The sequence below is a fragment of the Telmatocola sphagniphila genome (genome assembly GCF_018398935.1).
Classification (GTDB): Bacteria; Planctomycetota; Planctomycetia; order Gemmatales; family Gemmataceae; genus Telmatocola; species Telmatocola sphagniphila.
This window is the reverse complement of the sequence record NZ_CP074694.1, coordinates 509,046-520,672: the sequence shown is the minus strand read 5'-3', so window position 1 is coordinate 520,672 and position 11,627 is coordinate 509,046. Positions and strand designations below refer to the sequence as shown.

Annotated in this window: 12 protein-coding genes; 6 read left to right on the top strand and 6 right to left on the bottom strand. The window is 51.9% G+C overall.

The genetic code is table 11. From position 1 onward, the window contains the following. Positions 1–4: 4 nt before the first annotated feature. The 6 genes from KIH39_RS02335 to KIH39_RS02310 form a co-directional block, all read right to left on the bottom strand. Positions 5–1,546 carry a hypothetical protein gene (locus KIH39_RS02335; protein ID WP_213497669.1) on the bottom strand — a complete coding sequence of 514 codons (1,542 nt, stop codon included), beginning with the start codon at positions 1,544–1,546 and terminating at the stop codon, positions 5–7. A 58-nt stretch (positions 1,547–1,604) separates the two neighbouring features. Further along, positions 1,605–2,717 carry a 3-deoxy-7-phosphoheptulonate synthase gene (locus KIH39_RS02330; protein ID WP_213497668.1) on the bottom strand — a complete coding sequence of 371 codons (1,113 nt, stop codon included), beginning with the start codon at positions 2,715–2,717 and terminating at the stop codon, positions 1,605–1,607. Between the two features lie 99 nt (positions 2,718–2,816). Further along, entirely contained in the window at positions 2,817–3,677 is an 861-nt protein-coding gene (locus KIH39_RS02325; RefSeq protein WP_213497667.1) for a class I SAM-dependent methyltransferase, read from the bottom strand. A gap of 95 nt (positions 3,678–3,772) precedes the next feature. Then, positions 3,773–4,996: a CCA tRNA nucleotidyltransferase gene (locus KIH39_RS02320; protein WP_213497666.1), complete on the bottom strand. Its 1,224-nt coding sequence runs from the start codon at positions 4,994–4,996 to the stop codon at positions 3,773–3,775. A gap of 37 nt (positions 4,997–5,033) precedes the next feature. Continuing rightward, positions 5,034–5,654 carry an acyl carrier protein phosphodiesterase gene (locus KIH39_RS02315; protein WP_213497665.1) on the bottom strand — a complete coding sequence of 207 codons (621 nt, stop codon included), beginning with the start codon at positions 5,652–5,654 and terminating at the stop codon, positions 5,034–5,036. Further along, a complete protein-coding gene (locus KIH39_RS02310) occupies positions 5,651–6,280 on the bottom strand; it encodes an RsmD family RNA methyltransferase (RefSeq protein ID WP_213497664.1) in 630 nt (209 codons plus the stop codon). The genes KIH39_RS02315 and KIH39_RS02310 overlap by 4 nt, the downstream gene beginning before the upstream one ends. Before the next feature lie 222 nt (positions 6,281–6,502). Here KIH39_RS02310 and KIH39_RS02305 point away from each other — a divergent pair, with 222 nt between their 5' ends. The 6 genes from KIH39_RS02305 (at position 6,503) to iscU (ending at position 11,626) form a co-directional block, all read left to right on the top strand. After that, complete coding sequence (locus KIH39_RS02305) at positions 6,503–7,336, top strand: TIGR03009 domain-containing protein (protein WP_213497663.1); 834 nt, start codon at positions 6,503–6,505, stop codon at positions 7,334–7,336. 164 nt (positions 7,337–7,500) lie between these two features. After that, entirely contained in the window at positions 7,501–8,328 is an 828-nt protein-coding gene (locus KIH39_RS02300) for a TIGR03009 domain-containing protein (RefSeq protein WP_213497662.1), read from the top strand. A gap of 98 nt (positions 8,329–8,426) precedes the next feature. Next, a complete protein-coding gene (locus tag KIH39_RS02295) occupies positions 8,427–9,248 on the top strand; it encodes a hypothetical protein (RefSeq protein WP_213497661.1) in 822 nt (273 codons plus the stop codon). A gap of 192 nt (positions 9,249–9,440) precedes the next feature. After that, positions 9,441–9,923, top strand: a complete 483-nt coding sequence (locus tag KIH39_RS02290) for an RrF2 family transcriptional regulator (protein ID WP_213497660.1) — start codon at positions 9,441–9,443, stop codon at positions 9,921–9,923. Positions 9,924–9,958: 35 nt separating this feature from the next. Next, the gene (locus KIH39_RS02285; RefSeq protein ID WP_213497659.1) at positions 9,959–11,173 is read left to right on the top strand and encodes an IscS subfamily cysteine desulfurase; all 1,215 of its coding nucleotides are present in this window, start codon (positions 9,959–9,961) and stop codon (positions 11,171–11,173) included. Positions 11,174–11,209: 36 nt separating this feature from the next. Next, positions 11,210–11,626 carry a Fe-S cluster assembly scaffold IscU gene (iscU, locus tag KIH39_RS02280; protein WP_213497658.1) on the top strand — a complete coding sequence of 139 codons (417 nt, stop codon included), beginning with the start codon at positions 11,210–11,212 and terminating at the stop codon, positions 11,624–11,626. Position 11,627: the final 1 nt, after the last annotated feature.

Here is an 11,627-nt window from a genome sequence, read left to right as displayed (position 1 = left end):
CGGCTCAATTGCCCTTCAGCGATTTCATAAACTCTTGAACCGCCTGATATTTCGGGGCGGTTTTCACATCCTGCACCGAGTTTTCCAGCAGCCCCCAACTTCCCCACTTGGTATAGCGGCCCATGCTGGCGAACATGCAGTAAACTCCGCCGCCAATCTCCTTCCAATTGTTCAGATCGATCAGATACAGTTCCTTCATGCGTGGGTCGCGGTTGGCAGCAATAAACAACTTGGTCAACTCCTCGTTATCCTGCTGGCCTTCGATTCCCGTCAGGTGCTGCCCGCCTTCGTAGGTCATCAGTTCGAGCTTTCGCTTGCTCGCGATTTGAGCGTATTCTTCGTTCTTCTTTTTGTTATCGGCGAGGTCGACCTTCAGCTCTTCAAACACTTTGTCGAGACCACCGGCCAAGACCTCCTTGACCATCTTGGGACTTCCCAGACGATTGCCGAAGTAAGGTGCAATCGCAACGGCATCCGCCTGGGTATAAGCTTTCTGCCAATCGAGAGTGGTCGCTCCTCCCCAGCTGTTGGCGGCGTGCGTCGCAATAATTCGGACGAAGCGATCGTGCCCACCGAATTCCTTTTCGATAATTTTGAAAATCTCCACCGAGCGCTGTGAAGAATATCGGAGCTGAGCTTCATAGGCGTTCTTACTCAAGCCGAGTTTCAAACCCTGCTGCTGGCAATATTTCGCCTGAGCAAACTGACCGTTCCAGGTCTCGTTGCTGTATTCGACGTGGAACTTCAAGGCGGGACTCAACTTCTCTTTCACTAACTTGGCGAACTGAGCCACGTAGTCGTCGCTGGCGAGATGCGGTATGCAAAACCAGGGTTCAACCTTCAGAGTATTCGCAAGTTGGATTTGATACTCGAGAGCAACCCCTTTGTTGGTGCCCTGGAATTCGGTCATCTTCGCTCGATCCTTCCACTCCACGACTTCGGAATCGTTGGTTTTGCCCCAATCCATCATGCGTAGAACTTTGTAGCCGTCCAGATGTTTGAGGAAGGCGGGATCGAAGGGATCCTGCAAGTCCTTGCTGGTGTATTTGGCGGGAAAGAGTTTGATATTTCGGACGGGATTCTTGGGATTGGTTCGCATCACTTTGATGGAGATATGACCGCGAGGGGGATCGACTTTAACGCGAATATCCTTCCCTTTTCCGGGAAGCGGCGTGGCCGATCCTCCCAGAACGACTTCGCCCTCCCCCTCGTATTTGCAGATATATTCGCCGCCGGGATATTTGCCTTCCATATCCGGGAAGAGCAGCACTTCGCCGAATTGTTCGGGCTCCAGTTTTTTGATATTTCCATTATCATCGACCGGCAGATCGCCGCCCTGAGCCCAGCCCTTGCCTTTTTTCTGGCTCAGAAAACCGCTCCCCTGTTTCATGATGTCTTTGAAGACGATTTCGGGTGTGTAGTAGGCAATGCTCGAAATATTGATGCCCAGGCGAATTTTGGAGGAATCCTTGGCCGTACTGGGTTCCGTGGGAGCAGCGGAAATACCGAGCGCACAAAGGAATAACGTACCGATGACTCTGAACATGAAAGTCCCCTCCGTTGGTAGTTCTTAACCTTCCACTATATTCCAAATGTCCTAATTTTCAGGTACTCGTGGCGGTCCTACGAGCTCGCACCGACTCGGCCAGCGTCTCGAGTAAGCTTGCGGAATCCTCCCAGCCCAGACAGGCATCGGTTACGCTCTGCCCGTAGACTAAAGGAACGCCCGGCTTCAAATCTTGCCGGCCTTCGACGAGATTCGATTCCACCATGACGCCGACGATGCGTTTCTCGCCTTTTTTCAATTGCCCCGCCACATCGGCCGCCACATCGACCTGCTTGCGATGGGACTTGCCACTATTGGCATGGGAAAAATCGATCATCAATCTTTCTGGCAATCCCACCTGTTTGAGAGCCGCGGCCGCTGCCTGTACGCTCGCTGAATCGTAATTGGGTGTTTTGCCGCCCCGTAAAATAATGTGGCAGTCGTCATTGCCAGTCGTTTCGACAATGGCCACCTGGCCATTCTTGTGCACCGAGAGGAAATGATGTTTCTGGCCAGCGGCTAGAATAGCGTCCGAGGCGATTTTGATGCTGCCGTCGGTTCCGTTTTTGAAGCCAATTGGAGCCGATAATCCCGAGGCCAGTTCGCGATGAACCTGCGACTCGGTGGTTCTTGCACCGATCGCGCCCCAGCTGATGAGATCGCCAATATATTGCGGAGAAATCGTATCGAGAAATTCGGAGCCAGCCGGAACCCCGGTCTGGTTCACTCGGATCAACAGATCTCGAGCAATTCGAAGCCCTTCGTTGATCTTGAAACTGCCATCCATGTAGGGATCGTTAATCAACCCCTTCCAGCCCACCGTCGTCCGCGGCTTCTCAAAGTAAACCCGCATGACGATTTCGAGATCCGCTGCCAGTTTTTTCCGGAGCAGGCTCAACCGTTGAGCATACTCCACCGCGGCGGCCGGATCGTGAATGGAACAGGGACCGATGACCACCAGCAACCGGTCCGATTGTTGTCGCAGTATGCGCCTTATGGAATCTCGAGTCTGACAAACGAGAGCCTCCACCGCCGTACCGGCGATCGGGAAAAACCGCATAAGGTTTTCGGGGGGCGGCAACGGAATGATGTTGCCTATTCGTTGATCGTCGGTCGAAGAGGTTCGCTCGGTGCTATCCCGATTTCCGGAATCTGTTTGGCTCGAAGCCATCTCGGCTCTCATCTGGGCTGAAATCTGAAATTAATTCGGCACATTCCATCATGCGCAGGCTTTCATTATACGATTCACGCCCGGGAGTCGAATTTTCAATTATTCCTTACGGTAGACTGCCCAGAACAAATCCTCGGACGGATAGGGAACCGACCAGTTTTCGTTCAGGAATTCCAAAGCTTTCCCGGCCAGGCGTCCTGCGGCCGAATCTTTCAATTTGTAAGTCAGTAGCGATTTGGCATGGCCGAGATTGATCCACTTCAGCGTTCGACCGCGGCCTATCTGACGGAAACCAAACCGCTCGGCCAAACGGGTCAACTCGTGGGGGCTAAACCACTGAATGACGCTGGGAGGACTGTATTCGTGCCAATGCTCACCAAAAACCCGCGCGGTCAAACTGTCGCGATTCCAGCTTTCGAACAGCCAAAGCCCTCCCGGTTTGGTGATTTCCGCGGCCGTGTGAAGTGCTTTCAGAGGATTGACGAAATGCCCGAGAACTTGAATCATGGAAACCAGATCGACTTGTTCGGTGAATGCGAAATCTTCCAAAGTGCCGACGTTAACGCTTAAACCCTGCTTCTCAAAAGCCAGGCGAGCCATCTTGGGATTCGGCTCCAGGCCGCTACCGGTCCAGCCCTTTTGATGGAACCCTTTCAGCAGAAAACCCGCTGCCGACCCGACATCCAGCATGATGCCCGGTTTTGTGTATCGGCGGACCAGATCGGCGTACCAACTTCCCCGTTCCGTCAGTAGCTTTTCCTCGCTGAGGTAATTGGCATACCCGGCTCCGCCCCCTAGGAAATAGCTATCGTCGTAAACCGTCTCCACATGCTCTTGCAAGGAGGAGATGATGCAGAAACGATGCTGGCAGCGAAGGCAATCCCGAATCGGATGACCCTCTTTATGGAAAGCAATTCTACTAGCCGATTGACAGAGCGGACAAGTTGCGAAATTGTTCACCGTTACCGACCTTACCGAGCCTGTGAGGAATGAAATTCGCCGAGCGTTAACGATATTGTGGCACAAGTTTTTGGGGATTAAAGCGAGGATTCAATTTATTGGGTAATGAACTTATCCAAACAACGGAGGGCTTCCTCTCGATCGTTCAATTTCTTATCCAGTTGCTGGTTGCGAATCGTCTGCAAAATTTCCTTGAACTTCGGGCCGGCCGGGACATTCCGTTCCAAAAGATCTTCCCCAGTGATTAAGGGCACCGGATTCAATTTCTCTGGCGGATAATCGCGCAGGATCGCTTCCGCCCCTTGAGCGTCGGATTCCAGGCCATTCCGCTTGTGCAGTTCGAGGAGGTCTTGAATCCCCGGGTGTATCACAAGTGGTTGGTAACGGCTGAAAGGTTGAGAAGCGAGATTCCGAAATGCGTCCTGATTCTTGACGAGCCACTCGATCCGTTCGCGCTCTTCATTCGACAGCTTCAAGCGTCGGCACAGATCGTGAATCGGAGTTTTCCTGCTGGGCTTTTCGGAAGGGACCGGCCGTAGAAAGCCGAAGAGCAGTGAAAAAGCGACTTCGAAACTCGACAAAGTCATCCGCTTCAACTGCTCGGTTACTTCTTCTCTGTGAAAACGAGGATCGGAAAATTCTGGGAAAATCGGCAGAGCAAGATGAAGTTCGAACAACAAATCCATAGCCCGTGCCCGATGCGCATTCACCAGCATCTTGCGGAACTCTTCCGCTATTCTCTCAGGGCTGACGACATCTATCTGAGGTGCCATTTCTCGAATGGCCTCTGCGGTTTGCGGTTCGATTTCCAACTGGAAACGAGCCGCTAGCCGAACTGCGCGAAGCATTCGCAGCTTGTCCTCGCGAAAGCGATCCCGGGGTTTGCCAATCGCCCGGAGGATTCGATTTTCCAGATCCTTCTGGCCCGAGACGAAATCGATGACCCGATTTTGAAGGGGATCAAAAAACAGACCGTTGATCGTGAAATCCCGACGATCGGCATCTTCCTCCGCGGAGGAGAAAGACACGCTGTCGGGTCGACGGCCATCGGAATAGTTGCCGTCATTGCGAAATGTGGCGACCTGGATTTTATGTTTCTGCGGCCCCAGCACCTCGACGACGCCGAAGCTCAGGCCTACTTCCACCGTTCGCCGAAATAAAGCTTTGACCTGATCGGGCGTGGCGGCGGTGGCCACATCGTAGTCCGCGGGTTCCAGATCCAATAACTGGTCGCGGACGCAGCCACCCGCCCAGTACGATTCGTAACCCGCATCGTGCAGCCTCTGGACGACTTCGATAGCAAATTCTCGTTCGGTCATGTTCCCAAAGGAGGGCTAATACGACGAAGAGTTCGGCTTACGGAAGCGCAATGGCCGAACGCTGGCGATTCTTCAAACTATCGCTGAACGATATCAGAGTGGGGAAAAATTCCATAAAGTCCGCGGAAAGTTCCTTATGCGCGGCCTGCAGTTCAGGCAAAGCATCCTGCAAGTGTACCTTGTGCTTGGGCATCCGCTCCGTTACCCGTTCTGAGATATTGGCCAAAGCAAAGGAGATACTATCGAGCGACGTATAGGAATAAAGCCGATCGTTCTCAATCAGTTTCTGGGCCAGAAATTTTCCTTCGCCGGGCAGATTCGGCAATTGGTCGCGCAGGATATCGTTGATTCGATCGCAAAATTCCCGGAGCGACTCCTCGGAAAAGTGGTCCCAGTTTTCCGTCAGCAAATGGTCGTAGTACACATCGATGATAATGCCGCCAAACCAGCCCCAAGTGGCTTTGAGGCGGCGAATACTGCGTTGAACTACGGGATGTCGATCGGTGAAAGAATCGATTTGGCGATGTTGTCGAATGCCGATTTGAATCCCGACGGGCAGGCGATCGAAGTCCTGTCGGCGGAGAACATCCGCCATCAGGTTTCCGAGAATAGATTGAGGTTCGTTTTCCGCCAAAAAAACGTGGGCCAGATAATTCATTGAGATTCCGCTCCATCGGAACCGGCTGTTGCCGATTCCGCGGGTGCGTCTTCCTTGACCCAAAATAAAAGGAGATTCCGTCCGTACTTGCGTCGGTCCCACTCGGCATAAAACGGCAACTTGTCTTCAGTAAAGCCGTCTTCCGCCTGAATGATCACTACCGATGCCACGGGGATCTTGTCACATACTAGACGAATCATAGCTGAAAATTCGTCCATTTTTTCCGTCAAATCGGGAAAGGGAGGACTGAAAAAGACATTCACCGGCTCTTTTTCCACCGGTATCCAGCGTTCCCAATACCGGTAGACGTCGGTACGAAGCGTCTGCGTGCGATCTGAAATGCCAAATTTGGCCAGATACTTTTGAATCGCATCCAGCAATTTCGCATCTTTTTCCAGAAAAACTGCCTTGGAAGCCCCCCGACTGATGGCCTCCATCCCGATCACGCCCGTTCCAGCGAATACATCGTAAAAAGTCCGATCGGGAACAGCATTTCCCAGAATGCTGAACAGAGCCTCCCGCACCATCTGAGGAGTCGGACGAAGTCCGTCGTGAACTACCGCGGTAACTTTTCGGCCGCGCAAGTCTCCAGCCACAATACGAATGTCTACGCGGGCCGCTTCCATTGATGTCCTTCATTTCCGCTTAAAATCGAAACCGTCTATCAATCATATGCATAAAAGAGGTAAATGGGATAACCAGTTTCGCGCGGATTGCAAATTTTACCCAGCTCCACAAAGCGCGCTCCTTGCACCGAGGTCTGGTAAAAGTTACCAAACCGGCCTTCGCGCAACTTGCCGGGACTGGTACAAATCAGGCCGTAAGCTTAGATGTTCAGGAGAATCCCCATGCTCGGGATGACGAGAATCGCCGCCTTATTGCTGATATTTGCCTCGATGGCCAGCGCCCAGACTTCCCCGGCTCAGGACGAGAAGAAAACCGCTAAAATCGAGCTAACCCCAGAACAGAAGTCCGCCCGACTCGATCAGATTCTCCAGGCCTGGGAAGCTCGGATGACGAAAACCGAATCGTTCAGCATGAAGGTGATCCGCAAGGAAACTGAACCGGTTCGCAAAACCGAAGTCGTTTTGGAAGGCACCGCCAACATTCAAAAACCGAGTCTCGCCCTGTTCGATCTGCAGGAATCGGGCCCGAAGGCGAGCAAACGAGAACGATTCCTCGCCGATGGTAAGAATCTGTTTCAGTACGACTTTAAAACCCAGCAGATCAAAACCTTCGCTCTCCCCAAAGGAAACGGCATTGGCGACAACCTGTTTTTTTCCCTGCTCTCCGGCATGAAGGCGGAGGATGCCAAGGAACGCTTCGTCATGAAGTATCTTCTGGAAGATACGGATTACGCCTACATCGATATTGTTCCCAAGAAGAACTCGGACAAGCAGGAATTCAAGGTGGCCCGTTTAACATTGGTGATCAATTCGAAAAAGTATCCCAATTCTTTTATGCTCCCACGCCAGATCTATTACATCGCCAACAATGGCGAAACGATCCAGTACGATCTGCTGGAGCACAAAATCAACAAGGAAATTCCCGCCAATTACTTTAAACTGATTGTTCCCAACGGCTGGAAATTACTTCCGGAAGAAAAACAAAACGATGGTATTTTTCGAGGAGCATCGCGCCCTTCCGGCTCCGTTCAACCCGGAGGCTTAAAGCAGCAATGACGACTTTCGGCACCTAATGCACAGGATTCCAAGCAACGCTTCCTGCAATTCTGACCTAACGGGAGGCATACGTTTCTGAAATCGCCTTCACGCGCCTCGCGGGGTAACCAGTTCTTCTGCCGGGTTAAGATCTGCGATACGTAAAAAAATCCAGGAGATTCCCCATGCTCAAGACAATAAATCTCACAGTCATTTTTCTGCTATTTTGCAACATATCCAACGCTCAGCAGTCGGTAGGTGAGTACGAGAAGAGGTCGGCCACGAGCGAGCTAACCCCAGAACAGAAGTCCGCCCGACTCGACCAAATTCTCAAAGACTGGGAAGCTCGGATGACGAAAACCGAATCGTTCGGGATGGCCGTAACTCAAACGATAATCGAGCCGGTCCGAAAAACTTCAACCGAAATGAAGGGGACTGCATATTTTCAAAAACCTAATCTCGCATTTATCGATTTGTCCGAAGTTGATGCCAACCAACCAATTCATCGGCGATTTCTAATCAAAGGAAAAGATCTGTATTTATTCGACTTCAAAACGAAAGAGGTAAAAATGCTTTCTGCTCCAACAGGAAAGGATATCATTACTTACTTTCCTCTTCCGCTTCTGTTTGGAATGAAAGCAGCCGAGCTCAAAGAAAGATTCACTTTGAATTACCTTCTGGAAGATACCCACTATGTATACATCGACATTGTTCCCAAGAAGAATTCGGATAAACAGGAATTCAAGGTGGCTCGGTTAACCCTGGTGAACAATCAAAAGCTTTATCCAAGTTCGTATATTTTTTTGCGTCAGATCGAATACATCAATAGCGCTAACGAATCGATTAAGTACGTTTTCACAGACTACATGACCAATAATCCTGATTCCGAAACGATCTTTAAACTCGTGGTCCCAGTGGGGTGGAAACTAATCGGAGACAAGACTTTGGATGGGGAATTCTCAGGAAATTCAAAATCGACGAACCCCACTTCCCCCGGCGGCTTAAAGCAATGAACAATTTATGAGAAATCAAAAAAACAGTAACCCATCGGCGACCCCGATGGGTACTTTTATTAGCAGTCGGATTACGTATACACCAAGGAGACTCTCGAATGCGTAAAATTTTCGGTTTCGCGTTCCTGATGGCGGTTTTGGCAGCTTTTGCCACCACATCGGAAGCGTCCTATTTCCAGGGCAAAGGCCAGGGACGACAGGGCGGCGGCTTCGGCGGCGGAATGTTCGGCGGCGGTGGCGGCATCGGTTTGATCAACAACGAAAGCGTTCAAGCCGAACTGAAAGTGACCGACGAACAGAAAGAAAAGCTCAAAGCGGCCATGGACGAACTCATGCCCAAGCTCCAGGAACAGCGTAAAGAAATGTTCGGCAAGATGGCCGAGCTCAAAGAGCTGCCCCAGGAAGAACGGGCCAAAAAAATGGCCGAAATGATGAAGGAACTCAATGATCCCGTTGAAAAGAAGATCAACGAAGTTCTGAAAACCGAACAGCAGTCCCGCCTGAAACAGATCGGCCTTCAGGAACAAGTCCGCATGATGGGACCGACCGTTTTCGTTTCGGAAGACGTCTCCAAACAACTGACCATCAACGATGAGCAGAAAACCAAGATCACCAGCCTCGCCGAAGAATTCGGTAAAGATCGTCGCGAAATGATGGGCGGCAGCGGCGGTGGCGGTGGCAACAAAGGCGGCAACCGAGGAAACGGTGGAAAAGGCGGCGGTGGCTTCGGTAAGGGCGGTGGCGGTTTCGGTGGCTTCGGCATGGATCCCGAAACCCGCAAGAAGCTCGATGCCCTCGTCAAGGAATACGTCGAAAAAGTGAACGCCATTCTCACCCCCGAACAGAAGGCCGCCTGGAAGAAAATGACCGGCGAACCGTTCGAAGTGAAATACCCCGCTCCACGACGAAAAGATGACTAATTTTTGACCAGTAATCTCTCCGTTTTCTGGCCAAATTCGCTTTCGGGCGGTTGCAGTACCTCACCACTGCAACCGCCCTTCTTTTTTTAGTATTTACTTCAACAGTTTTTCATAGCTTAACAGTAATGTACTGGACTCCTGTTCGAGCCCTGCATACATTTAGAATAGATTTAGTGCTATTTGGAGATCGCCATGGCTCTTTTAAGTAAAAAGACCGACTACGCGCTCCTGATCCTAGTCTACTTGCACAACCATGGAACTGGTGCAAGTGCTCGCGAAATCGCCGATGAGTACCATCTCAGCCGGCCTTTCGTGGCGAATATCCTGAAAGAACTCTGCCAACGGGGATTCGTTGCCAGCCATCGCGGCGTCAAAGGCGGTTACGTCCTGACTCGCTCGGCCGGCAGCATCACCATTAAAGAGATCCTTCAGAATCTGGAAGAAGGGTTCCAACTGGCCTCCTGTGCGGGGCTGGAACACGAAGAGAATCACGAAGACTGTACGATGCTCGGCACCTGTCCGATCAAGTTGCCGATACAGGATCTGCACCGGCGGCTTCTGGAAGTTTTAGAACGGGTGACCTTGGCGGATTTAATACAGCCTCGAATGAATATGCAAACTCTGCAGACCGTTCTGACAGTGAAAGATTCTCTGAATTCTGGAAGTATATCGTAGGTTGCCCTCCTCGGTCTGAATGGGGAAGTGTCGAGATGAAATTGCCGATTTACATGGACAATAATTCGACCACTCGGGTTGATCCCCGAGTCGTCGATGTCATGCTGCCCTTTTTCACCGAAAAATATGGCAACGCGGCCAGCCGCAACCACGCCTACGGTTGGGAAGCCGAAGAAGCCGTTGAAGAAGCTCGCAATCAGATCGCCGATCTGATTAATGCCTCGGGCAAGGAAATCATCTTCACCAGCGGTGCCACCGAAAGCAACAACCTGGCCATCAAGGGTGTTGCTCAAATGTACAAGAAAAAAGGCAACCATATCATCACGGTTGTCACCGAGCACAAAGCCGTGCTGGATCCCTGCAAGCGGCTGGAACGCGAAGGTTTCCAGGTCACCGTTCTCGACGTCGACAGCTACGGGCGAGTTTCGGCCGATCAGATCCGCGAAGCGATGACCGACAAGACGATTCTGGTCAGTGTCATGGCGGCCAACAACGAAATCGGCACTCTGCATCCGATCAAATCGATCGGGAAATTGTGCAAGGAAAAAGGCGTTTTATTCCACACAGACGCCGTGCAGGCCGTGGGCAAGATCCCCGTCGATGTGGAAGACATGGGCATCGACCTTCTGAGCCTGACCGCTCACAAAATTTATGGCCCTAAAGGCATCGGTGCCCTCTACGTTCGTAAGAAAGATCCTCGCGTTCGTCTGGAAGCTCAGATGGACGGCGGCGGCCACGAACGCGGAATGCGATCGGGCACGCTGGCCGTGCCTTCGATAGCGGGACTGGGTATGGCCTGCCAGATTGCGAACAAGGAAATGGCCGAAGAATCCAAGCGAGTTTTCCGCCTTCGCGAGAAGCTCCGCAAGGGAATCATGGATAAACTTCCGGAAAGTTTTCTGAACGGCCATCCGGAGGAACGCTTGCCCGGCAACGCCAACATTAGCTTCGCCTACGTGGAAGGCGAAGGGCTGATGATGGGTATTAAGGATGTGGCGGTTTCTTCCGGCTCGGCCTGCACCAGCGCCAGCCTCGAACCCAGCTATGTGCTGAAAGCTCTGGGTGTCGGAGACGAGCTCGCTCACTCCAGCATCCGCTTTGGAATTGGCCGATTCACGACCGAAGAAGAAGTCGATTACGTGGTCAATCTGGTCGTCAAGGAAGTGAATCGCCTGCGTGAGATGTCTCCTCTGTTCGAAATGGCCCAGGCCGGGATCGACTTGAAGTCGGTTCAATGGAGCGCTCACTAAACGGAATTGAAGATCGCGAGAGAAAGGGTTTAAACAATGCCATATAGTGCACAGATTCTGGAACATTACAATAATCCGCGCAACGTCGGCAGCTTGAGCCAGACCGATCCCAATGTGGGAACGGGCCTGGTCGGGGCACCGGAATGCGGCGACGTGATGAAACTGCAAATCAAAGTCAATCCCGCCACCGGGGTGATTGAAGATGCCAAGTTTAAAACCTTCGGCTGCGGTTCCGCCATTGCGTCCAGCAGCCTGGCTACCGAATGGCTCAAGGGCAAAACGGTCGATCAGGCCCTGAGCATCCGCAACACCGAAATCGTCGAAGAACTGGCCCTGCCCCCGGTGAAAGTTCACTGCTCCGTCCTGGCCGAAGATGCAATCAAGGCTGCGATCAAGAACTTTCAGGAAAAGCAAACCAACGTGGAAGCATCCGAACTGGTTGCTGCCAAGTAAT

Coding starts and splice junctions, on each gene's coding strand:
- KIH39_RS02335 (WP_213497669.1), bottom strand. CDS start 1,546: ATGTTCAGAGTCATCGGTACGTTATTCCTTTGTGCGCTCGGTATTTCC.
- KIH39_RS02330 (WP_213497668.1), bottom strand. CDS start 2,717: ATGGCTTCGAGCCAAACAGATTCCGGAAATCGGGATAGCACCGAGCGA.
- KIH39_RS02320 (WP_213497666.1), bottom strand. CDS start 4,996: ATGACCGAACGAGAATTTGCTATCGAAGTCGTCCAGAGGCTGCACGAT.
- KIH39_RS02315 (WP_213497665.1), bottom strand. CDS start 5,654: ATGAATTATCTGGCCCACGTTTTTTTGGCGGAAAACGAACCTCAATCT.
- KIH39_RS02310 (WP_213497664.1), bottom strand. CDS start 6,280: ATGGAAGCGGCCCGCGTAGACATTCGTATTGTGGCTGGAGACTTGCGC.
- KIH39_RS02305 (WP_213497663.1), top strand. CDS start 6,503: ATGCTCGGGATGACGAGAATCGCCGCCTTATTGCTGATATTTGCCTCG.
- KIH39_RS02300 (WP_213497662.1), top strand. CDS start 7,501: ATGCTCAAGACAATAAATCTCACAGTCATTTTTCTGCTATTTTGCAAC.
- KIH39_RS02295 (WP_213497661.1), top strand. CDS start 8,427: ATGCGTAAAATTTTCGGTTTCGCGTTCCTGATGGCGGTTTTGGCAGCT.
- KIH39_RS02290 (WP_213497660.1), top strand. CDS start 9,441: ATGGCTCTTTTAAGTAAAAAGACCGACTACGCGCTCCTGATCCTAGTC.
- KIH39_RS02285 (WP_213497659.1), top strand. CDS start 9,959: ATGAAATTGCCGATTTACATGGACAATAATTCGACCACTCGGGTTGAT.
- iscU (WP_213497658.1), top strand. CDS start 11,210: ATGCCATATAGTGCACAGATTCTGGAACATTACAATAATCCGCGCAAC.